A 22079-nucleotide genomic window follows, 5' to 3' on the forward strand; every position below is an offset into this window, starting at 1 on the left:
ATACGATGAGTAAATTAGAAAAAGTATTTGATACACCGAATAAAAAAGCATTCATCGGCTTCCTTACCGCAGGAGACCCGGATGCGGACAGCACTGTACAATTCATCCTGGAGATGGAGAAAGCAGGAGCGGATCTCATAGAGATTGGTATTCCCTTTTCCGATCCTACAGCAGAAGGTGTGGTGATCCAGGAAGCAAATATCCGCTCTCTTGGTAACGGCATGACAACGGACGGCGTGTTCGAAATTGTGAAGAGAGTACGGGAGCAGTCACAGATTCCGCTGGCATTTATGACGTATGTGAATCCGGTATTCCATTACGGATATGAGAAATTTTTTACCAAATGTGAAGAACTGGGTATCAGCGCCATCATTATTCCCGATGTACCTTATGAAGAGAAGGCAGAGGTGGAAGCTCCCGCCAAAACCCATGGCGTGAAGGTAATCTCCATGATCGCTCCTACCTCCGAGAGCCGTATCCGCCAGATTGCATCGGAAGCAGAAGGTTTTATCTATGTGGTAAGTTCCATGGGGGTCACCGGTGTGCGCAGCGAGATCAAGACCAATCTGCCTGCTATCGTGGAAAGCATCCGCACCGTGACCGACGTTCCCTGTGCTATCGGCTTCGGCATCAGCACCCCCGAGCAGGCGAAAGCTATGGCATCTATATCCGACGGAGCCATTGTCGGAAGCGCCATCGTGAAGATCATTGCAAAGTATGGCAAAGATGCAGCTCCTTATATCGGAGAATATGTGAAGAGCATGAAAGAGGCTGTAGCAGAGTAGACAACGATAGGGAGGTATGACACAATAATCTAGGAAACGGTTATTGCTGTAACTACTTGAGCAAAAGGAAATTCATAAGATTAAAATGGAAAGTTTCCAAATGCTCAATTGATTTAGACGTATCATTGTGGTAAATGTGAATTGTCAAGTATGTTCATTCTTGCTTCATTGCTTTTTAGATAACTTAATCGTATAATTGTATCATTGCTAGTACAATTAAAGGGGTAAAGTTATGCAAAAGGAAGCATTTGGTAAACTACTGGTAATTTTAAGGAAGAAGAATGGATTAAGTCAGAAGGAACTGGCAGAGAGGTTATCGGTTTCTACGTCTGCGGTAAGCAAATGGGAGAATGGAAAGAACCTTCCGGATATGATGATGCTTAGTCGTATAGCAGATATACTTCAGGTATCGTGTGACGAATTACATAATCCGGAAAAGACATTGGAGAAGCTGGACAATCCTGAATTTCAAAAAAGGAATGTGGAGGAGGGAGATAAGGAGAATACGGATAACACAGGGGAAAATGAGGAATCAGAACCTGAACCCCAAAAGAAAAACTATGGACGAATTGTAAGAATGTCCTTTTTGATTGGAATATTGGCGATAGCTGCAGGAATGTTTCTGATATATATGGCAGGACATAGAAAACCTGCTTTTCAGCAGATAGGAACAAGGTATATTGATGATCCGTTATGGGGAAGGGTATATGAAATTGCGTATGTAGTAGATGGTGAAATGACGAATGATAGTATTAATGTGCATTTGGATGAAGTGAGAGCTACATTGAATCAAGAAGTAATAGATACCAATATTGTAAAGACAACTTATTATGATAATAAGGAAGACGCTACAGCATGGAAGGAAACAGATGTAGGAGGATATGTATTTCTGAGTGGAGAATGAAAGTTGAGGATAGGATATGAACAAAGGTATATTTGCCATATTTTTTGTAGTAGCTGTTTTAAGTATTTCATTCCCGGTTAATGCGCAGAAAACTGCACAGCGGGTAGGAGGGGGATATACATCAGAAGGTATATATTATGAAGTATATGTTGCAGAAGATTTGGCGGAAAACGACATTGTCCTTTGCGGAGCAAGTGTTAGTGTGACGATGGAAGTGATATATTCAGGGGTTGTAAAACCACAGAAAGAAATTTCATGGAGAGAAAAAATTAATGGAAGCTATTACTCAGGGGTTCTTACAATAAGTAAATATTCATATACTACAAGTCAAACAGTAGCTACGTATACTGGTGTACTTTATAAAGAATAGTTTAAGTTAAAGAGTAGGTTGCATCTATAGAAAAATTACGGATGCAACCTACTCTTTTTGCTATGAAATCTTTTATTAAGGGACTTGAGCAAAAGGAAATTAATACGATTAATGGGAAGTTTCCATCTGCTCAATTGAGTTAGAGAGATAATTTGTGGTAAATATGAATTATCAAGCATGTTTGATTGACAAGTAAAAGAAATATTTTAGAAAATGGAGGAAGGTAAGAAAAAACAAGTACAATAGAGCAGACGGATGTGCAGATATTAAGAATATGGTTTATAATACACATTTAGCAAATTAGGAGGCGGAGCAACTGCAAGGGTAGACATCTCTGTAATCGAACAGCCAACGGCGGCATTTTTGGATGTAAGAGGTGTACACGAGGTTTCTGTGACACAATTCCCTTCTGGATACTGGATGGATATTACAAGATGGACCAGATAATCAATTGATGACCAACGGAATGGACAAAACAGGAGATGCTATGCGGAGAATAAAAACCTATCTTATAATAGTAAACTTGATCTTTCTGACAGGCTGTGCCAACAAGGCAATGCCGGACACTTATGTAGAAAACTATGACTATCAATACAGACAATGGTCGGATAGCATAGCATTTCCTAAAGTCCAGCAGGGAAGCGATAACATCGTATATATATACAAGAATGGTTTTATCTATTACATGGAAGAAGGTAATGATGTTTTAGTTCCGCTGTGTAATAAGGTGGACTGCTTACATGACAGAGAGACGGATCAGCAGAAAATAAAAGAGTGTAATGCCTCTGTCGATTTGGAGGAACTGGCAAATATTAATCCGGATAAAGATATCGCAATTGCAAAATGCGGAGATTATCTTTATTGTATTCCGTTGAGCTGTTACGAAACGGATGAAAGGATATTATACCGCTATGCTCTGGACGGAACAGCGAAAGATGTTGTGTACAAATGGGATGGAAAATCCAGCATTATTGTGAACTGGATCATACATAGGAACAACTTATATTATGCGGAAAAAAGGTATTATGAGGAAGATGAAGAGATAAAGGTTGAATGTACGATAAAACGGTTATCATTAAATACCTTTTTTCATAGACCGGAGACCGTCTATACTGCGGAGGAGAATCTGAGAGTGCTTACTTGGGGAAATCTTCAGGCTTATGGAAATTATGTGTATTTTGAAATTATTTCTATGCTGCCCAAAGAGGGAGATTCCCAGAAGGAAGAAAATAATGGTTACGATTACGACAGGTTATATAATAAAACCTTTGTATATGATATACAGGCGGACAAAATTGAGGAATTACAGATTCCGGATATGCCGAAATCGGTGCATATTTTAGGGGTACAATTCTGGCAGGATCAGATCATTCTGGATCCCTATGATGATGAAAAAAGAGGTGATGAACCGATGCCGGTATATATTGCTGATCTGGATGGATCCAATCTGAAGGTGTTATTGGAAGATGTACCTCAGGCAGGTTATTTTTTGAGTGATGGCGAATATTTATATTTTTTTGATGACTGGATGGAGGACATTGATGATTGGCTTCGGAATCCGGGAAAATATGTTGTGTATGACAAGGACATGCAGATCGTAGATACCTTTATGACACCATTAAATGAAAACGGGAGAGCACAGAGATTTCCGGTAGGTGACAGAAACAGGATGTACTTTACTTATGAGAAAGAAGACGGTACATGGGGAGTAAAGTGCTGGGAGAAAAAAATTGGAGAGTACCGGGGGAAAACGATTACACTGACGGAGATCATGGATCGTTAAAGGGGCAATTTGCATGAGGTTGACAGGATATGAAATAAAAAAGCTGATGACGCAGATTCCGCTATGGATTGCATTTATTGGACTTTTTGTGGGGAATCTATTCCTGCTTTTTATGATTCAGAAAAAAGAAGCGGCCTATGTCTATGTATATCAGCAAAAAGATCAATATATTGCGTTTTGTGAAGGAAATGAACAGGCGGACGAGTTAGGCTTCTATGAGGCTGATCTGGAGGAACAGAAACGGTATCTGGACTCTTATCGGGAATTTATTTCACAGATGCAGGACAGGTCAAAGGCCATGGAAAATGTGATCTCCGAAGGAAATCATTATCTGACGGATAATATCCGCAAGACTTGTCACGATTTTTCGACAGTTGCGAAAGCTTCTGTGACAGTGGACAACTGTTTTGGAATAAAGGCATTGGCGGAGTATCAGTACGGTATTTTCTTTGCTATTTCTTTTCAGGGAGTATTGACGTGGTATTTATTATTTTATGAGAGAAATAGAAAGCTTTTTATTCTTATTAAAGGATGTAAAAACGGACATCATGTAACGGCGTATTCCAAGTTGTTTCTGCTATTATCGGGGGGAGTACTGTATACCTTGTTACAGGAAACCAGTGTTGTTTTGTTCCTGAAATGGATGTATGGATATGGCAATATGAACAGACACGTACAGTCGGTTTCTCTTTTCCGCAACTGCCCGTATGTATTAAGCGTAGGGCAGGCCATAGGACTGCTTATTTTTCTTCGTGTGGGACTGTCCCTGCTGACAGGGTCTGTTCTTTTTATGGCGGGCATGCTGGTGAAATCGGAAACGGGAGCTTTCATTGTCATGATGCTTCCTATGATATGCGAATATGCAGCGTACCATTTCATTGCTGTCACGGGAACCCTGCGGGTATGTAAGATTATAAATCCTTTTTTCTATTGGGATATGAGACAGGCGCTGGGAAGCTATGTTAATTTCAATTTTGGGGGACATGCCATAGGAAAAAATGAAGTTGCGGTCAGTGTCTTCCTGATTATTTATGTGGTATGCTGTGCCAGCGGAATAAACCTTTTCCATAGAACCTGCCAGATCAGTGACAGTGACCGGCTGGAAACGCTGATTATCAGGTTACGAAAAAAATGGAGCGTACTAGGGCATAGAAGGAATCTTGTATATTATGAATTTTATAAACTATTGATCCAGCAGAAAAAAGGAATTGTGATCATAATTGCCCTGTGGCTTATGATGCAGAATGTTTTTGCTGTATATGCGCCACAATACTATGCGACGGCGAAAGATGCCGCCTACCATATGTACCTGAAAAATCTTTCCGGACAGCTGACGGAGGAGACCCTGGAGCAGGTGGAAAACGAAAAAAGGCGGTTGGAGCAGTTACAGGAGCCCAGTCGGGAATCAGCTGAAATGTCAGGGACGGATGAAATAGATCGGTTACTGATGCAGTTGGAATGGCAGCGTTTGCATGAGGGCTTTCAGGAGCTGACAGATCAGATCCGGGGACTATCAGAAAAAGAGGGTAAACTTTCGGAAAAATATTTACTGGATGAAAAAGCTTACCTGGATATATGGGGAAATGTTACCCATGAAGTGCTTACCTGGTACGTAGGTGCGGTTCTGTTGCTGTTTTTACTGGGAGGGATTTACGGAGCAGGAGAGGAGAGCAACCTGATACCGCTGATCCGTTCTACCCGGAGAGGAAGAGAAGTTCTGGAGAGAAGTAAGGATCTGGCAGCGATCATATGCGTAGTATTTGTCTATCTGGTAATGGCTGCACCATTGTTTTTAAAGCTGCAGAATATTGATGGATTTGCCACAGCAGGGCAGAAAATGTGTAATCTGGTAAATTGGAACTGCGAAAGCAGCATAACACTGGGATGGTATGAGACTTTCGTATTTGTCCTGAAATTCGGAAGCTTTCTGGCAGTAGGAATCCTGGGGCGGACATTGTACAAAAAGTTGAAACAGAGAATTCCGGCACTGCTGATGGGAAGCGGCATATTGATTATTGTTGTATTGCTGCTTTTGTATTTTAAACGAAGCAGCCACATGATTCTGTTGAATATGATATAAAGGGTACATTATGGAATTAAAAATAAAAGATCTATACAAAAGCTATGATCATGGGAAAACGTATGCAATAAATGACGTATCTGCAGATTTTACACCGGGGATATATGGGATTCTGGGTCCCAACGGCGCAGGGAAAAGTACAATGTTTGGTATGCTGACGGATAATTTGCGCCCGGATAAGGGAAGCATAACGGCAGACGGAGAAGATATTTATAAGATGGGAGCGGATTACCGGGCGAAGATCGGGTATATGCCACAGCAGCAGAGTCTTTATGAAGCATTTACTGCAGAAAAGTTCCTTTGGTATATGGCTGCTTTAAAAGGAATGAACAGAAAAGATGCCAGAGAACAGATTGAAAATTTGTTAGAGGTCGTCAATCTGAAAGAGGAACGGTATAAAAAGCTGAAATACTTTTCAGGTGGTATGAAACAGAGAATCCTGCTGGCACAGGCGCTATTAAATGATCCGGAGATATTGATTCTGGATGAACCAACGGCTGGGATGGATCCGGAGGAAAGAATCCGGATACGAAATTTTATCAGTGGCTGTGCAAAGGATAAGATTGTCCTTTTAGCCACACATGTAGTAGCGGATGTGGAAAACATGGCCAGAGAGATACTGCTGATAAAGAATGGGAAGATTGTCCGGAGGGATACTCCGCAGAAATTTTTGGCTGAATTGGAACATAAAGTTTATAATGTGTTGGTTACAGAGAGGGAAGGGGAAGAATACCAGAACAGTGGAGCCAGGATCATAAGTGTTACATTAACAGAAAAAGGACATCGACTGAGGATCATCAGTGCCGATGCCTTGAAAACAGGTAATGTGGAAGAAGTTTATCCCTGCTTGGAAGATGTATATTTATATTGGATAGATAGAGAATGATCTACGGTAGTTGTAAAACAACTGATACATTTCCTTTAAGGAGAAGTTCTAAAATTCAATAGCAGACAGACTTGTCTTAAAACTGCCAGAAAATGGAATGATGCTGCGATAATAAAAATTGTATGAAAATCTAGTACTCAGCGGTCAGTCAGCATGGTAAACTCAAAGATATTTTCAATCTCTTTTTCTGTCAGGTACAGCGCATCCAGATAAGATTGGTGACAACGAAAGACATGGAGAAAATGGAAACGGTTATTGCTGTAACTACTTGAGCAAAAGGAAATTAATACGATTAATGGGAAGTTTCCAAATGCTCAATTGTATTTCTAAAGAAAATCTGTTATATGTTAAGGCATCAAACATATTTGTGGGTTTTGAATTTAGAGGTAACTCAAGTGCAGCCGCATATGCAACTGTTTCTTACGATGGAAGATAAGTTGTAAAAATTTGGGATTAAGTGCATAATAAAGCATTTAATCTCAAGTTATATGAGGAAAATTGTATGTTAATAAAAGTGATTAAGAAGCAAACCATTTTTTTATTAAAACAAAAAGAAGCAAGTCTGACATTTATATTACTTCTAGCTGTAGTGCTGGGGAATTATATAACGAATGTTCTCACATTTAGAGGTACTGATGTTTCACAAATGTATCAGCCAATGAAGTTATTAGCGCTCAGCCTGAATAAAGTATATTTTAGTGCAAACATTCAGTTATTAATTGTGATGATTTACCCTATCTTGGTTGCTGTACCTGCTGGTTTTTCTTATACCAAAGAACAGCAGACAAAAGAAGAAGTATACATGATTTATCGTTTAGGGAAAAATCGTTATTTACAAAGTAAATTGTGGGCATCTTTTTTTACAACAACAATAGTCTTTACGGTTCCATTTATGCTGGAAATACTAATGAATATGCTATCTTTTCCCATGAATGCAATAAGAGATTTATCAAATTTAAGCATTTACAATACAGATTATGCCACAATGGTTCATAATTACATAGGCAGCGCAATCTATATAGCATCCCCTGGTTTGTATGCAATTCTTACAACACTGTTTTTTGGTGTCGTATCAGGAATCCTTGGTACGCTTCCCGTAGCAATATCATTTGTTTTGACGGTTAAATATCGCATGTTGCTGATCTTACCGACTTTTGTTCTATTGAATGCGTCTACATATCTTAATATTCTGGATAGAAATAAGAGTTCATTAAGCTGGTATAAGTATTTGCTTCTTTTTGATGATACCCCTAAAAATATTATCGTTCCACTGATGGGGGTAGGAATTATAATAATAACAATATTCGGTTTTTACCTTTATGAAAGGAATAAGGATAAATGGTAATATGTATCATGAAAAAAGAGTAGTAATTTTAATTGGAATACTTTCCGGAATTTGCATATCACTTGGTTTTATCAGACCGTTTGACGGAGTAATAACGCTGCCAGAGCTGGTATTACAATTAAGTGGATCCAGAGGTGAACTCAGCATGAGTTGTAATTTAGTGGAGTTAATTGGATTTATGCTTCGTATGATGCCAAACTATATTATGATATTGGTTTTTGGAAATAAACTGTATGGTCATTTCTGCACAGCCAGTATCTATGTGTTTAGTCGGTGCCCGAATCGAATGAAATGGTATGGAAAGGAAATGTTACAGGTAATTAATTTAATATGCATATTTGAACTGGTATTTCTAAGCACAACCGCTATTGCTTCTGTATTGCGATATCAGGTGATTTTTAGCGTAGGTGGATTTATTTTATTGGGATGCCATGCTCTGATTTTTATGTTATGGAATTTTACCCTGGTGCTGTTAGTTAATTTACTTGCAATCAATATTGGAAGCAGTGCTGCATTCACATTGGTTATGGTTGTGCAAATGACTTGTACCGCAGCACTCAGTATCATAAATATATTGACGAAAATGCAAATCAAACAAGACATCATAGATGTTTTTTTGTGGTTGAATCCAGTAGCACATACCGTTTTAGGATGGCATCGCAGCACATTGTTAGAAGTTGAGTTAGCCAACAGCCGATATTCTTTGAATTTAGTTACTTCGATATTGATTCCGGCTCTATTCTGTATAGTTACTGTAGTGATGGGAGGACTATTGATACAGAAGAAGGATTTACTGGCAGAGAACATGGAAATGGAGACAATTTGATATGAAATTAATTGCAAACAATATTTATAAAAAAATAAAGGGTAAGACAATACTCAATGACATCAGTCTGGAAATGGAAACAGGAAATATATATGGATTTTGGGGTAGAAATGGATCTGGAAAAACCATGTTGTTTCGGGCATTATCGGGTCTGATGAAGATTGATTCAGGTAATATTTATTGGAATGAAAAAGAACTGCACAAAGACTTTGATGTTTTACCAAGTCAAGGGATTGTTTTGGAGCATGCCGGCTTGTATCCCAATAAGACAGGAGTAGATAATTTATTATATCTTGCGCAGTTAAAGGGAGTGATTGGTAAGCGGGAAGTAGAAGAAGCAATACAACGGGTTGGACTTGACCCGGCTGACAAAAGGGTATTTGGTAAATACTCAATGGGAATGAAGCAGAGACTGGTGATTGCACAGGCCATCATGGAGAAACCAGATGTTATCATGCTGGATGAGCCTACAAACGGACTGGATGAAGCAGGAATAAAGGAAATCAGACAATTAATTGAACAGGAAAAAGAAAGAGGAGCCTTAATTCTTTTAGCCAGTCATAATCAGGATGATATGAAGATATTGGCAGACCAGGTATATAAAATTGCAGATGGCCGCATTGAAAGAAAGGGGACAGAACTGTGAAATTCAAATGGGGTTCATGCTTTATCTTATTCATTGTTATAGCTATAACTGTATTTGGTATATTTGAAAAAAGAACGTATACTAATATAGCAGAAGATAAGTCATATTTAGATGAGCTTTACGTAGCACAGCTTCCAGAAAATATATGTCTTGAAGAGACAGAGAATTTATCGGTAAATTTACCGCAGGTCCCAGTTATTATACGGGTATCTGTACTGGGAGATGTGGAGCATATAGGAGGAACAAGCAGGCAACTGGTCAAAGTGGAAGATGTTTATAAGGGAACAGAGCCTGCGGTGGGACAAGATATATATCTTACTTGCAGCCGTTGGTCACTTAGTTTATATTCAGAGCCATATTCCATCGAAAGAGGATTTGTTAATATAATGGAAGTGGGAGGGGAATATTTAGTTTTTATCGAAAATCAGGCAGATGGTCTTGGAGAGAAGATTCCTGTATATCAGGTGTATGTGGAAAATGCATTCACACCAATATTTTCATATCAAGAGCATGAAAATAATATTTGTGAAACAGGTGGTGAATCCACATATGTAAAATATAATCAAGTTTGTGAAAATGAATTTTTTGCTACAACCCAGAAAGGAATGGATGCGTTAGTTGGCCTAAAAAAAGAAATGATAGAAAAATATAATGAAAAGTGAAAACTATAGTTTGATGAATCTGGAGAAACTGAATATTCAGGAAGAAATGAACTATAGCTGTGATACCATGCTTCATATCTATCCGACTGCCAATATGGACTATTCCGTATTGACTGACAGAGAAAAGAGCATTCTTGACAAGGTGATTACGAAGTTTAGTGCTTACAGAGCAAAAGATATTGTAGAGTATATGCATAAGGAAAAGGCATATACTGAGACAAGACCGGGAGAAATCATTCTGTTTAGTCTGGCAAAAGAAATAAGAAAATTTTAATTGATTCCCATGTGCATTTGTTCATGGAAATTTTATGCAGCAGTATGATCATTACAGGTTGGGGGATTGTAATATGAAGACAAGCAAAAAATATTGGCAGATGAAAAGTCTGACCGGAGTGATTTTAGTATGTATATTTCTTACAGCCTGCGGCGGAGAAACGCAGGAAGCTGAGAGGAAAAGCAATGTGCAGGAAAATGAAACGGTAAGTATCACTACCATTGAACAAACAGCCGAACAGTCGCAGGAGACAACGCAGGAAGCGGAAGAGTTTGTGCAGACAGATACTATCCTGGAAAATTTGAAGGGGAATAGAGAACCACAGACGATTTTGCAGGAACTGTCTGAACTTCCATTAAGTATAGAAGAGCTGAGGGCTTATCCGGTATATGTGTTAAGTACTCAATTCGAGGAGTGTAGTGGGGTAGAACTGCTGGATGAATTCTATGAGCAGTCCACACAGGGGAATCCGGCACAATTGTTGATGGCAAATTACCTCTATAATGAAAAATGGATCCTTTCTTATATTGAATTTGACGGAAGTACATATTATATGCTTAGGGGTGATGTGGATGCCGGGACTGCAGAGGAAGACTATACGGAAATGTATTTTCGTTCCCTGAATATTATCGAAAAGAAAGATATAGAACCGGACATGGCACTCATCATGATCGTATTTACCAATCAGGAAAATGTATCCGACGAACAGGCGGAGCAGTATGTGAAATGGTCGGAAGAGGGAAAACGGCCTGATGACATAGAAATATATTATTTCTTAAACCTGAGATACGGTCTTATGAGCGGTGATGATGAACTGAAAATATTGGATGAAGTGGAGAGAACAGCAGACAGAATGGCTGTGTACCGGATCGCAAAGGATTTCACAAATACATATTTTCAGGAGGAATACACAGGCGAAGTTGAGATCATGGGCATCAAGGGACTCTCCGGGGTGGATACGGACAGCAAGGGTAACTGTACGGTGGAAGTAGAGTTCCGGCCGGCACAGGAGGACTCATTATCTTATCTGTTTATGACATTTGGATATGATGAGATGGGATGGACGATCCGCAGTTACGGACTGGAAAAGTAGGCGGACATAGGATACAAAAATTGTATGAAAATCCTACAAAATTTTGTTGACAAAACAGTATTGCCTATGTATAATAAGTCAGTGTGTGAATCAACACATCGTAGGAGACTTGTGTTTTCTACGCAACATATTGCATAGGAGTCGCTATGTTAGTAAGTTTATCTGATGTATTAACATCCGAAGGCAAGGTAGAGACTGTTGCCATTCCGCTTGAGATGACAAGCTTTAAGAGCCGCCAGGGAGAATTCCCCATTACGGAGAAGACACCCATTAATCTTACTTTTACCAACATCGGTGTGAACAAGGCAAAAGTAACCGGCACTGCAGAGCTTACCTTTGACACGAAATGTGACAGGTGCCTTACTGAAGTACCTACAGCAATGAAGCTTAAGTTTGACAGAATCGTTTATTCTCCGGAAGCGGAAGTAAGTGAGGAAGAAGATACCGAGCAGAGCTTTATGGATGGATGGCAGCTGGATGTAGAGGCTTTTGTGTACGATGAAATTCTGGTGAATTGGCCGGCAAAGATCCTGTGTAAGGAAGACTGCAAGGGTATTTGCCCTGTATGTGGTCAGAACAGGAATCTGAAGGAATGTGGTTGCGATACTTTCGTACCGGATCCTCGTATGGCAGCAATCCAAGATATCTTCAACGCGAATAAGGAGGTGTAACGATGTCTATTTGTCCTAAGAATAAATCTTCCAAAGGTAGAAGAGATAAGAGAAGAGCAAACTGGAAAATGAGCGCTCCTACATTGGTAAAGTGCAGCAAATGTGGTGCACTGATGATGCCTCACAGAGTTTGCAAGGCTTGCGGTTCTTACAATAAGAAGCAGGTCGTAAGCGTTGATTAATTTATAAATCAATGAAGCGAAATTAAGTGAAAAGAAAAGAGGAGATTCCGAAAGGAGTCTCCTTTTGCTTTCACAAAAAAATCACTTGCTTTTTATATACGCCTTTAGTATAGTAAGAATGAATCTGCCATCATCAAACTGTTTGGTGCGATCCACGGAGCGGTTTGATGATGAGCGGATAAACATAAACAGGTAAAGGAACGACGAAATGGCAGAATATGTAAATGTTGCTGTAGACGCAATGGGTGGCGATAATGCTCCAGCAGAGATCGTAAAAGGTGCTGTGGAAGCTGTCAATGCGGACAAACGTGTCAAAGTATTCCTGGTAGGCAAAGAGCCTGTGATCCGTGAGGAATTAAAGGCATATACCTATGATGCAGAGCAGCTGGAAGTTGTACATGCTGAAGAAGTCATTGAGACGGCAGAACCTCCGGTCATGGCAATCCGTCGGAAGAAGGATTCCTCCATTGTCAAAGCCATGTATATGGTGAAGAACGGCGAATGCGATGCATTTGTATCTGCGGGAAGTACCGGTGCGGTACTGGTAGGCGGACAGGTGATCGTAGGTCGTATCCGCGGTGTGGAGAGACCTCCTTTAGCGCCTCTGATCCCTACGGAGAAGGGCGTAAGCCTTTTGTTAGACTGTGGAGCCAACGTAGATGCGAGACCTTCCATGTTAGTCCAGTTTGCCAAGATGGGCAGTGTCTATATGGAAAGCGTTATGGGAGTAAAGAATCCGAGAGTCGGTATTGTGAATATCGGCGCCGAGGAGGAGAAGGGCAACGCGCTGGTAAAAGAAACCTTCCCGCTTCTTAAGAATTGCCCGGAGATCAATTTCATCGGCAGCGTGGAAGCAAGAGACATTCCGGCAGGTGCGGCAGATGTCATTGTCTGTGAAGCGTTTGTGGGCAATGTGATCTTGAAGATGTATGAGGGTGTAAGCTCCGCACTTCTGCATCAGGTGAAGCAGGGGATGATGTCCACACTTCGCAGTAAAATGGGTGCACTGCTTGTGAAGCCGGCACTCAAGACTACATTAAAGAGTTTTGATACTTCCCAGTACGGTGGCGCTCCGTTACTTGGACTGAACGGTCTGGTAGTGAAGACTCACGGAAGCAGCAAGGCAGTGGAAGTGAAGAATTCTATTTTGCAGTGTATTGCTTTTAAGGAAGAGAAGATCAACGAGAAGATCAAAGAACAGATCAGCCCGGAAGATAAGGCTGCAGAGAATAATTAATCAAGAGAAATATTTTGAGAAAGAAGGAACTGTTATGGAATTTGAAAAGTTGAAGAAAATCATTGCTGAGGTATTAAACGTAGATCCCGATGAGATCACCATGGAGACCACATTCCAGGATGACCTGGGTGCTGATTCCCTCGATGTATACCAGATCATCATGGGCATCGAGGAAGAGTTCGATATCGAGATCCCTGCTGAGACCGCAGAGCAGGTTACTACAGTAGAAGACGCTGTAGAGATGATCAAGAACGCAGTGAACTAGTAAAGCTACGAGCCATGCAAAGACAAAACAGGAACTGTGACCGAGAGCTTGCTCACAAGGCACTGTTCCTGTTTTTCAGTTTATACAATCGCAATTTGATGTAGTCCAGTAGGCACGGCTATGGTAAGAATAAGCGCGCCGTAAGCAGACGTCGGTACCATAGCGCGTCCCAAGGGACGCATTGCGTGGGTATTTTCCACGCCTATGTACCGTTACGCTCTGCGACAGAGTGCAAACGTGCCGCGTTTCTTACCATAGCCGGGACTACGGAATATAGTGAGGACAAGAAAATGTTGGATGGTTATACAATGGACGTGCTGGAGCAGCGCATCGGCTATTGCTTTCACAATAAAGCATTGCTGAAGCAGGCTCTGACCCACAGCTCCTATACCAATGAACAAAAGATCAACAAAACAGAGAACTACGAGCGTATCGAATTCCTGGGAGATGCCGTACTGGAACTGGTATCCAGTGACTTCTTATTTCGGGAACACCCGGATGTTCCGGAGGGCGAGCTGACCAAGATGCGTGCCTCCATGGTGTGCGAGCCTTCCCTGGCATTCTGTGCCAGAGACCTGGAACTGGGACAGTTTATGCTTTTGGGAAAGGGCGAAGAGAATACCGGCGGCAGACGCAGAGACAGCATCACCTCTGACGGTATGGAAGCCATGATTGGTGCCATTTATCTGGACGGTGGCATGCAGCCTGCCAAGGCTTTTATTGACCGCTTCATTCTGTCGGATTTAGAGGACAAGCGTCTCTTCTACGACAGCAAGAGTAATCTCCAGGAACTGATTCAGGGGAAACTCAAAAAAGAGTTCGAGTACCGGCTGTTAGAGGAGAGCGGACCGGAACACGACAAGACTTTCGTGGTAGAGATCGACATGGAGGGAGAATGCCTTGGCCGTGGGCAGGGAAGAACAAAAAAAGCGGCAGAACAGCAGGCAGCTTATGAGGCGCTTCTGCTATTGAGGGATAGAGGATATGTATTTAAAAAGTATTGAGATCCACGGGTTCAAATCATTTGCCAATAAGATCGTATTTCAGTTCCACAACGGAATCACCGGTATCGTAGGACCTAACGGCAGCGGTAAGAGTAACGTTGCGGACGCGGTAAGATGGGTGCTGGGAGAACAACGCATCAAGCAGTTGCGTGGTGCCAGCATGCAGGATGTTATTTTCTCGGGAACAGAGACCAGAAAACCGTTGAGCTACGCCTATGTTGCCATTACTCTGGACAACAGCGATCACCAGCTGGCGATCGACTATGACGAAGTTACAGTGGCGAGACGGATCTACCGTTCCGGAGAAAGTGAATATCTGATCAATGGTACTCCCTGCAGATTAAAGGATGTCAATGAGCTGTTCTATGATACCGGTATCGGTAAGGAGGGCTATTCCATTATCGGACAGGGCCAGATCGACAAGATCTTAAGCGGTAAACCCGAGGAACGGCGTGAACTGTTCGACGAGGCTGCTGGAATCGTGAAATTCAAGCGCAGAAAAGCAGCAGCCCAGACAAAGCTGGAGAACGAAAAACAGAATCTGGTGCGTGTGAATGATATTCTGTCCGAACTGGAAAAGCAGGTAGGCCCTCTGGAGAAGCAATCCGAGGTGGCTAGGGTCTATCTGAGGAAAAAGGAAGAATTAAAGACTCTGGATATCAATGTCTTCTTATTGGAAAATAAGAAACTCAGAGAACAGCTGTCTTCCATGGAAGAAAAATATAATCTGGCCAGCAATGAACTGAACGAGACCAGTGAAAAGTACGAAGGTATCAAGGAAGAATACGAGCGGATCCAGCAGGAGATCGAAAGCCTGGATGCAGCCATTGAAGTCGCCAGAGAGCAACTGACGGATACCGGCCTGATGCGGGGCAAACTGGAAGGTGAGATCAATGTCTTAAAAGAGCAGATCAATTCCGCTCACGGCAGTGAGAACCATCTGAACAATCGTAAGGCAGCCCTGGAAGAAGAAATCGCCGGCAAAGAAAAAGAAAAACAGGATATTTTAACCGATAAAAAGGATACGGATACTCAGGTACAGGAGATCGCAGAGGCGGCAGCCATGGCAAAGGCCGACCTGGAAGCTATCCAGAACAAGATCACCGAACTCAATAATAATATTGAGGCCGGGAAAAATACCATCATCGGCGAGCTGAACCAGCGGGCTACCATCAAGTCCAAGATGGGACGTTTCGATACTATGATGGAGCAGATCAATATCCGCAAGGCAGAGTTGAATTCCAGACTGCTTCGTGCCAAATCCGATGAGGCTGCCAGAGAAGAGACAATCAAGAAGTTGGAAGAGACCTTCGAGACTGTGACCGAAGAACTGCGGCAGATGACAGAACAGGAAGCAGCATCCGAACTGGAGCTGGGCAATATCCGTGAGAATCTCACAGGCTTAGATGCGAAGCTGCGGGAGACACAGAACCGTTTCCATCAGGAGCAGTCCAAACTGGAAGCCCTGACCAATATCACCGAGCGGTATGACGGCTACGGTGGCAGCGTCAAGAAGGTCATGGAGCAGAAGGAAAAAGAAAAAGGTATCATCGGTGTTGTAGCGGATATTATTCAGGTAGAAGCCAAATATGAGACCGCTATCGAGACCGCTCTGGGTGGTAATATTCAGAATATCGTAACGGATAACGAAGAGACCGCCAAGCATATGATCGGATTCTTAAAGCAGAACCGCCTCGGAAGAGCCACATTCCTTCCCCTGACCAGTATTACCAAACCTCAGGAATTCAAAAATCCCGAGGCCCTGAAGGAAAAAGGTGTCATCGGTATGGCGGATGAACTGGTAAATACGGAAAAAGAATACCGCAATGTGGCCAAGGCCATGCTGGGACGTATCGTGGTCGTAGACAACGTGGACAATGCCGTGAAGATCGCAAGAAAATTCGATTACGGCATCCGTATGGTCACATTGGAAGGCGAACTCTTAGTTCCCGGCGGTGCCATCAGCGGTGGTGCATTTAAGAATAACAGTAATCTTCTGGGAAGACGTCGTGAGATGGATGAACTGGAGAAAAAGGTGAAAAAACTCTCCGATGACATCAAGACCTATAACCAGAAGATTGAAGGCGCCAAGAGCAAACGAAATAAGCTGCGTATGGATCTGGAAGCATTGAAGACCGAGATGCAGCGCAAGTCCATTGAGCAGAATACCGCAAGATTAAATATTTCCCAGGCCAGAGAACGTATGGAAGAAGAGGCAGAGAGTGCACAGTCCCTGAAGCTGGAGGAACAGGAGATCGAGACCAAGATCTTCGAGATCCGTTCCAGCAAGGAAACAATCGTACAGGAACTGGCTGCAAGTGAAGAACTGGAGAAAACCACTCAGGAACAGATTCTTGTCTTCCAGAAGGAACTGGAAGGCTGCAGACTGGAAGAGAGTGAAGCTTCCGCCCATGCCGGAGAATGGGAAGTAAAAGTCGAGAAGATGCGTCAGGCTCTGGATTACAAACAGGCCAATGTAGACCGTATAGGCGGCGAACTGGAGCGTGCACAGGCAGAACTGAATGAGATCTTACAGGCACTGACTGAAAACGCACAGGAAGTGGAACGCAAGAAAAACAACATTCTGGAGATTGAGAAGACCATCGCGGCTTCCCATGAGAATCAGGATGCTTCCAAGAAAAAGCTGGACGAGGATATTGCAAAGAAAGAAGAACTGTCTGCAAAGCAGAAAGGCTTCTTCCAGAGCAGAGAAGAAATGTCAGAGCGCATGAATGCTCTGGACAAAGAAGTCTATCGTCTGAGTGAACAGAAGAAAAAGCTGGAAGACAATATCGAAGGCCAGATCAATTACATGTGGGATGAGTATGAGATTACCCTGAGTGATGCGGCAGGCCTTCGCAATGAAGAGATGAATGATCTGCCCGCCATGAAGCGTGAGATCAGCGGTCTGAAAGATGAGATCCGGAAGTTAGGTAATGTCAATGTCAACGCCATTGAGGATTACAGGAATCTGATGGAGCGTTATACCTTTATGAAGACCCAGCATGACGATCTGGTAGAGGCGGAGAAGACCCTGGAAGGCATTATCGAGGAACTGGATACCGCCATGCGCAAACAGTTCACGGAGAAATTTGCGGAGATCAGCAGAGAGTTCGATAAAGTATTCAAAGAACTCTTTGGTGGTGGTAAGGGAACCCTGGAACTGATGGAGGATGAGGATATTCTGGAAGCAGGCATCCGCATCATCGCACAGCCCCCCGGAAAGAAGCTTCAGAACATGATGCAGCTGTCCGGTGGAGAAAAGGCATTGTCCGCTATTTCCCTGTTGTTTGCCATCCAGAACTTAAAGCCCTCTCCGTTCTGTCTGTTGGACGAGATCGAGGCGGCGTTGGATGACTCCAACGTAGGCCGTTTCGCTAAGTATTTACATAAGCTGACCAAGAACACCCAGTTCATTGTCATTACCCACAGACGAGGCACTATGGAACAGGTGGACAGACTGTATGGTATCACCATGCAGGAGAAGGGTGTATCTACTTTAGTCAGTGTTAACCTCATTGATAAAGATCTGGATGATTAGAGTATGAAAAGAACTTCTAATCACTCAGAGCAAAGGCTCTTTCGTGAAGAAGTTCTAAGTTTCATACAAGAAAAACGCAAGCGCTTTTCTGGATAGAATGCTGATTGGAGGAAATCGGATGAGTGAGGAAAAGAAAGGCTTTTTTGCCCGGTTAAAAGAAGGACTGACCAAGACCCGTGATAACATTGTCCGGGGAATCGATTCGGTCTTCAGCGGTTTTTCCGCCATTGATGATGATTTCTACGAAGAACTGGAAGAAATCCTGATTATGGGAGATATCGGTGTGAATGCCACCACCGCTATCGTGGAGAGACTGAAACAGCAGGTGAAGGAAAAACATATCAAGGAACCTTCCGAATGCAAACAGCTTCTGATTGAAAGTATCAAGGAGCAGATGCAGGTGGATGAGACTGCCTATAATTTTGAGAAGGAACAGTCCGTGATCATGGTCATCGGTGTCAACGGTGTGGGGAAGACCACTTCCGTCGGCAAGCTGGCCGGTAAATTAAAGGATGAGGGCAGGAAAGTCCTTATTGCCGCAGCGGATACTTTCCGTGCCGCAGCAGGAGACCAGCTGGCAGAGTGGGCATCCCGGGCGGATGTTCCCATGATCGGCGGAAAAGAAGGTGCGGATCCCGCCAGCGTGGTGTTTGATGCCGTGAATGCGGCGAAGGCACGAGGCGTGGATGTGCTTCTTGTAGATACCGCCGGCAGACTGCACAATAAAAAGAACCTGATGGAAGAACTTCGTAAGATGAACCGTATCATCGACAAGGAATTCCCCAATGCCCACAGAGAGAATCTGATCGTGCTGGACGGCACCACGGGACAGAATGCTCTGGTGCAGGCAAGAGAATTCGGTGAGGTGGCGGATCTTACGGGTATCATCCTGACCAAAATGGACGGAACGGCCAAGGGCGGTATCGCTGTGGCCATCCAGTCCGAACTGAAGGTTCCGGTAAAATATATCGGTGTGGGAGAATCCATCGAGGATCTCCAGAAATTCAATTCCGATGAATTTGTAAATGCGTTGTTTGATGTGAATATGGATGACATCGGAGAACTGCATCTGCCGGAGGAAGAAGCTGGAGAGACAGACGCGGAAGAATAATAAACAGGCAGACCAAAGAAAGTGTGACAGAAAGGCATGGGAAGAAAAATGCAGGAAGAAATGTTGACTTTAGAGAAATTTGAAGAAGCAAGTGAGATCGTTAAAAAAGTTACTTTAGAGACCAAACTGGTATACAGTGATTATTTCAGTGCCCAGACCGGCAACCGCGTATACTTAAAGCCCGAGAACTTACAGTTTACCGGAGCTTACAAGTTAAGAGGCGCTTATTACAAAATGAGCACTCTGACCGATGAAGAGCGCGCCAAGGGACTGATCACCGCCTCTGCAGGCAACCATGCCCAGGGCGTAGCTTATGCGGCAAAATGCTATGGAAGCAAGGCAACCATCGTAATGCCCACCACGACACCTCTGATCAAGGTAAACCGTACCAGAGGCTATGGAGCAGAGGTAGTACTGCATGGCGATGTCTATGATGAGGCCTGCGCAAAGGCATATGAGCTGGCAGAAGAGCACGGATATACCTTCATTCATCCGTTTGATGATCTGACTGTGGCGACCGGTCAGGGTACCATTGCCATGGAGATATTCAAGGAGCTTCCGCTGGTAGATTATATTCTGGTTCCTATCGGTGGCGGTGGACTGGCAACCGGTGTCTCCACACTGGCAAAACTGCTGAACCCGAAGATCAAGGTCATCGGTGTAGAGCCCGCAGGAGCTAACTGCATGCAGGTATCCTTAAAGAACGGCAAGGTTACCACATTGCCCAAGGTCAACACCATCGCAGACGGTACCGCGGTAAAGACTCCTGGCAGCAAGATCTTCCCGTACTTACAGAAGAATCTGGACGATGTGATCACCGTAGAGGATGAGGATCTGGTAGTAGCTTTTCTGGATATGGTAGAGAATCACAAGATGATCGTGGAGAATTCCGGTCTGCTGACGGTAGCAGCCTTAAAGCAGTTAAATGTGAAGGATAAGCGTATTGTATCTATCCTGAGTGGCGGTAACATGGATGTCATCACCATGTCTTCCGTAGTACAGCAGGGCCTGATCTTAAGAGACCGTATCTTCACTGTATCCGTACTGCTTCCCGACAAGCCCGGTGAGCTGTGCAGAGTATCCGGTATCATTGCCGGCGTTAACGGCAATGTCATCAAGCTGGAGCACAACCAGTTCGTATCCATCAACCGCAGTGCTGCTGTGGAACTGCGTATCACACTGGAAGCTTTCGGCACCGAGCATAAGAATGAGATCATTGCCGCTCTGGAAAAAGAAGGCTATCAGCCCAAAGTGGTAAGAGCCAATATCTAAGTTTTAAGATTTGAAAAGAAGTGAATGTATCACCGATAAAAGCCGCATATTATAGATATGCGGCTTTTGTATGGAATGGAGAAAAAAAGTTATGGCAAAGAAGACAGAAAAAGAACTGGAAATACAGAGACTGGACAAAAAGACACCCTTACAGATGATCTGGGATTATGTGATGATCACGGTGGCATCCTTTGTCTATGCGGTATCCGTCAGCTTATTTTTGGATCCGAACTCCCTGGCACCCGGTGGAATCACCGGTATCGCTATTATCTTAAATCGTCTGTTCGGCATTGAGACCGGTACCTGGATGCTGCTCATCAATATACCGATCCTGCTGATCGGTATCTGGAAATTCGGACTGCGGTTTATTCTGTCTACAATCTATTGTACGGCAATGACCTCTCTGTTTACGAACCTGCTGACACCGGTAGGAGCAGTGACCACAGATCCTTTGCTTGCCTCTCTGACCGGAAGTGCCCTGATGGCAGTATCCATGGGCTGGGTGTTCAAGGCCGGATCCACTACGGGAGGAACAGATATTATTATCAAGCTGCTGCGACTAAAGTTCCCGTACCTCAAGACAGGAGCATTGTTTTTCCTGACTGATGTGGTTATTGTCATAGCATCGGCATTTGTATTCCGGAACATTGACAAGGCATTGTATGCCGGTATCGTGGTCATTATCACATCAGTGGTGCTGGATGTGGTATTGTACGGTCGTGATGAGGCGAAGCTGATCTATATTATCAGCGACCATGCGGAAAAAATCGCAGGGAGACTTTTGGAGGAGCTGGACATTGGTGTAACTTATGTACAGGGCAGTGGTGCCTACAGCGGCAAGGAGAAGAGCGTCATCATGTGTGCCATGAAGAAAAACATTTCTCCCAAGGCGGAAGAGATCGTAAAGGAAGAGGATCCCCTGGCATTTATGATCGTCACCAGTGCCACGGAGATCTTCGGGGAGGGCTATAAGAGCTATTTTAGTGAGAAACTGTAAAAGGTCAATTATTAAATTTCAGGAAAAAATTTTGAAAGGGCTTACATTTTTTTAAAGAATCTTCTATAATAGCGTCGTGTCCGAACGGACAGACGCTATTTTGGGGATACGATGAATGGGTACGGATTATGATTTCAAACCGGGC

21 protein-coding genes are annotated in these 22079 nt (G+C 43.1%); all 21 read left to right on the plus strand.

Annotated features, from left to right (window positions below; genetic code table 11):
* The first annotated feature begins 5 nt into the window (after positions 1-5).
* The 21 genes from trpA (at position 6) to OCV96_RS16485 (ending at position 21934) form a co-directional block, all read left to right on the plus strand.
* Complete coding sequence (gene trpA / locus OCV96_RS16385; protein WP_227733339.1) at positions 6-785, plus strand: tryptophan synthase subunit alpha; 780 nt, start codon at positions 6-8, stop codon at positions 783-785.
* 232 nt (positions 786-1017) lie between these two features.
* On the plus strand, positions 1018-1689 hold the full coding sequence (locus OCV96_RS16390) for a helix-turn-helix domain-containing protein (protein ID WP_118539988.1): 672 nt from the start codon (positions 1018-1020) through the stop codon (positions 1687-1689).
* Positions 1690-1705: 16 nt separating this feature from the next.
* Complete coding sequence (locus OCV96_RS16395) at positions 1706-2059, plus strand: hypothetical protein (RefSeq protein ID WP_262594957.1); 354 nt, start codon at positions 1706-1708, stop codon at positions 2057-2059.
* A 487-nt stretch (positions 2060-2546) separates the two neighbouring features.
* Positions 2547-3842, plus strand: a complete 1296-nt coding sequence (locus tag OCV96_RS16400; protein ID WP_262594958.1) for a hypothetical protein — start codon at positions 2547-2549, stop codon at positions 3840-3842.
* Between the two features lie 13 nt (positions 3843-3855).
* Positions 3856-5922: a hypothetical protein gene (locus OCV96_RS16405; RefSeq protein WP_262594959.1), complete on the plus strand. Its 2067-nt coding sequence runs from the start codon at positions 3856-3858 to the stop codon at positions 5920-5922.
* 10 nt (positions 5923-5932) lie between these two features.
* Positions 5933-6808: an ATP-binding cassette domain-containing protein gene (locus OCV96_RS16410; RefSeq protein ID WP_227733341.1), complete on the plus strand. Its 876-nt coding sequence runs from the start codon at positions 5933-5935 to the stop codon at positions 6806-6808.
* Between the two features lie 502 nt (positions 6809-7310).
* A complete protein-coding gene (locus tag OCV96_RS16415; protein WP_262594960.1) occupies positions 7311-8153 on the plus strand; it encodes a hypothetical protein in 843 nt (280 codons plus the stop codon).
* Between the two features lies 1 nt (position 8154).
* Positions 8155-8979 (plus strand): hypothetical protein, encoded by an 825-nt coding sequence (locus tag OCV96_RS16420; RefSeq protein ID WP_262594961.1) that lies wholly within the window; start codon positions 8155-8157, stop codon positions 8977-8979.
* 1 nt (position 8980) lies between these two features.
* Complete coding sequence (locus tag OCV96_RS16425; protein ID WP_262594962.1) at positions 8981-9625, plus strand: ATP-binding cassette domain-containing protein; 645 nt, start codon at positions 8981-8983, stop codon at positions 9623-9625.
* Entirely contained in the window at positions 9622-10287 is a 666-nt protein-coding gene (locus OCV96_RS16430) for a hypothetical protein (protein WP_262594963.1), read from the plus strand. The genes OCV96_RS16425 and OCV96_RS16430 overlap by 4 nt, the downstream gene beginning before the upstream one ends.
* Positions 10277-10561 (plus strand): type II toxin-antitoxin system antitoxin SocA domain-containing protein, encoded by a 285-nt coding sequence (locus OCV96_RS16435; RefSeq protein ID WP_118539885.1) that lies wholly within the window; start codon positions 10277-10279, stop codon positions 10559-10561. Before OCV96_RS16430 ends, OCV96_RS16435 begins: the two co-directional genes overlap by 11 nt.
* Before the next feature lie 73 nt (positions 10562-10634).
* Positions 10635-11654 carry a hypothetical protein gene (locus tag OCV96_RS16440; RefSeq protein WP_262594964.1) on the plus strand — a complete coding sequence of 340 codons (1020 nt, stop codon included), beginning with the start codon at positions 10635-10637 and terminating at the stop codon, positions 11652-11654.
* Between the two features lie 146 nt (positions 11655-11800).
* Positions 11801-12325, plus strand: coding sequence for a YceD family protein (locus OCV96_RS16445; RefSeq protein ID WP_262594965.1), 525 nt, complete (start codon positions 11801-11803; stop codon positions 12323-12325).
* 2 nt (positions 12326-12327) lie between these two features.
* Positions 12328-12507 (plus strand): 50S ribosomal protein L32, encoded by a 180-nt coding sequence (gene rpmF, locus OCV96_RS16450; RefSeq protein WP_022154380.1) that lies wholly within the window; start codon positions 12328-12330, stop codon positions 12505-12507.
* A 208-nt stretch (positions 12508-12715) separates the two neighbouring features.
* Positions 12716-13744 (plus strand): phosphate acyltransferase PlsX, encoded by a 1029-nt coding sequence (gene plsX, locus OCV96_RS16455; protein WP_118539887.1) that lies wholly within the window; start codon positions 12716-12718, stop codon positions 13742-13744.
* Positions 13745-13778: 34 nt separating this feature from the next.
* Entirely contained in the window at positions 13779-14009 is a 231-nt protein-coding gene (acpP, locus tag OCV96_RS16460) for an acyl carrier protein (RefSeq protein ID WP_022154378.1), read from the plus strand.
* A 308-nt stretch (positions 14010-14317) separates the two neighbouring features.
* Positions 14318-15013, plus strand: coding sequence for a ribonuclease III (gene rnc, locus OCV96_RS16465; RefSeq protein ID WP_117466995.1), 696 nt, complete (start codon positions 14318-14320; stop codon positions 15011-15013).
* Positions 14994-18554: a chromosome segregation protein SMC gene (gene smc, locus OCV96_RS16470; RefSeq protein ID WP_118539888.1), complete on the plus strand. Its 3561-nt coding sequence runs from the start codon at positions 14994-14996 to the stop codon at positions 18552-18554. Before rnc ends, smc begins: the two co-directional genes overlap by 20 nt.
* A gap of 118 nt (positions 18555-18672) precedes the next feature.
* Positions 18673-19665, plus strand: coding sequence for a signal recognition particle-docking protein FtsY (gene ftsY / locus OCV96_RS16475; RefSeq protein ID WP_118505322.1), 993 nt, complete (start codon positions 18673-18675; stop codon positions 19663-19665).
* 60 nt (positions 19666-19725) lie between these two features.
* The gene (gene ilvA, locus OCV96_RS16480) at positions 19726-20937 is read left to right on the plus strand and encodes a threonine ammonia-lyase (protein ID WP_117569170.1); all 1212 of its coding nucleotides are present in this window, start codon (positions 19726-19728) and stop codon (positions 20935-20937) included.
* Positions 20938-21028: 91 nt separating this feature from the next.
* A complete protein-coding gene (locus OCV96_RS16485; RefSeq protein WP_262594967.1) occupies positions 21029-21934 on the plus strand; it encodes a YitT family protein in 906 nt (301 codons plus the stop codon).
* Positions 21935-22079 lie beyond the last annotated feature (145 nt).

It is taken from the genome of Waltera acetigignens, assembly GCF_025567015.1.
GTDB lineage: Bacteria > Bacillota > Clostridia > Lachnospirales > Lachnospiraceae > Acetatifactor > Acetatifactor acetigignens.

Excerpts from the sequence above, each read along its gene's own strand:
- trpA (WP_227733339.1), top strand. The coding sequence starts at position 6 with ATGAGTAAATTAGAAAAAGTATTTGATACACCGAATAAAAAAGCATTC.
- OCV96_RS16390 (WP_118539988.1), top strand. The coding sequence starts at position 1,018 with ATGCAAAAGGAAGCATTTGGTAAACTACTGGTAATTTTAAGGAAGAAG.
- OCV96_RS16395 (WP_262594957.1), top strand. The coding sequence starts at position 1,706 with ATGAACAAAGGTATATTTGCCATATTTTTTGTAGTAGCTGTTTTAAGT.
- OCV96_RS16400 (WP_262594958.1), top strand. The coding sequence starts at position 2,547 with ATGCGGAGAATAAAAACCTATCTTATAATAGTAAACTTGATCTTTCTG.
- OCV96_RS16405 (WP_262594959.1), top strand. The coding sequence starts at position 3,856 with ATGAGGTTGACAGGATATGAAATAAAAAAGCTGATGACGCAGATTCCG.
- OCV96_RS16410 (WP_227733341.1), top strand. The coding sequence starts at position 5,933 with ATGGAATTAAAAATAAAAGATCTATACAAAAGCTATGATCATGGGAAA.
- OCV96_RS16415 (WP_262594960.1), top strand. The coding sequence starts at position 7,311 with ATGTTAATAAAAGTGATTAAGAAGCAAACCATTTTTTTATTAAAACAA.
- OCV96_RS16420 (WP_262594961.1), top strand. The coding sequence starts at position 8,155 with ATGTATCATGAAAAAAGAGTAGTAATTTTAATTGGAATACTTTCCGGA.
- OCV96_RS16425 (WP_262594962.1), top strand. The coding sequence starts at position 8,981 with ATGAAATTAATTGCAAACAATATTTATAAAAAAATAAAGGGTAAGACA.
- OCV96_RS16435 (WP_118539885.1), top strand. The coding sequence starts at position 10,277 with ATGAAAAGTGAAAACTATAGTTTGATGAATCTGGAGAAACTGAATATT.
- OCV96_RS16440 (WP_262594964.1), top strand. The coding sequence starts at position 10,635 with ATGAAGACAAGCAAAAAATATTGGCAGATGAAAAGTCTGACCGGAGTG.
- OCV96_RS16445 (WP_262594965.1), top strand. The coding sequence starts at position 11,801 with ATGTTAGTAAGTTTATCTGATGTATTAACATCCGAAGGCAAGGTAGAG.
- rpmF (WP_022154380.1), top strand. The coding sequence starts at position 12,328 with ATGTCTATTTGTCCTAAGAATAAATCTTCCAAAGGTAGAAGAGATAAG.
- plsX (WP_118539887.1), top strand. The coding sequence starts at position 12,716 with ATGGCAGAATATGTAAATGTTGCTGTAGACGCAATGGGTGGCGATAAT.
- acpP (WP_022154378.1), top strand. The coding sequence starts at position 13,779 with ATGGAATTTGAAAAGTTGAAGAAAATCATTGCTGAGGTATTAAACGTA.
- rnc (WP_117466995.1), top strand. The coding sequence starts at position 14,318 with ATGGACGTGCTGGAGCAGCGCATCGGCTATTGCTTTCACAATAAAGCA.
- smc (WP_118539888.1), top strand. The coding sequence starts at position 14,994 with ATGTATTTAAAAAGTATTGAGATCCACGGGTTCAAATCATTTGCCAAT.
- ftsY (WP_118505322.1), top strand. The coding sequence starts at position 18,673 with ATGAGTGAGGAAAAGAAAGGCTTTTTTGCCCGGTTAAAAGAAGGACTG.
- ilvA (WP_117569170.1), top strand. The coding sequence starts at position 19,726 with ATGTTGACTTTAGAGAAATTTGAAGAAGCAAGTGAGATCGTTAAAAAA.
- OCV96_RS16485 (WP_262594967.1), top strand. The coding sequence starts at position 21,029 with ATGGCAAAGAAGACAGAAAAAGAACTGGAAATACAGAGACTGGACAAA.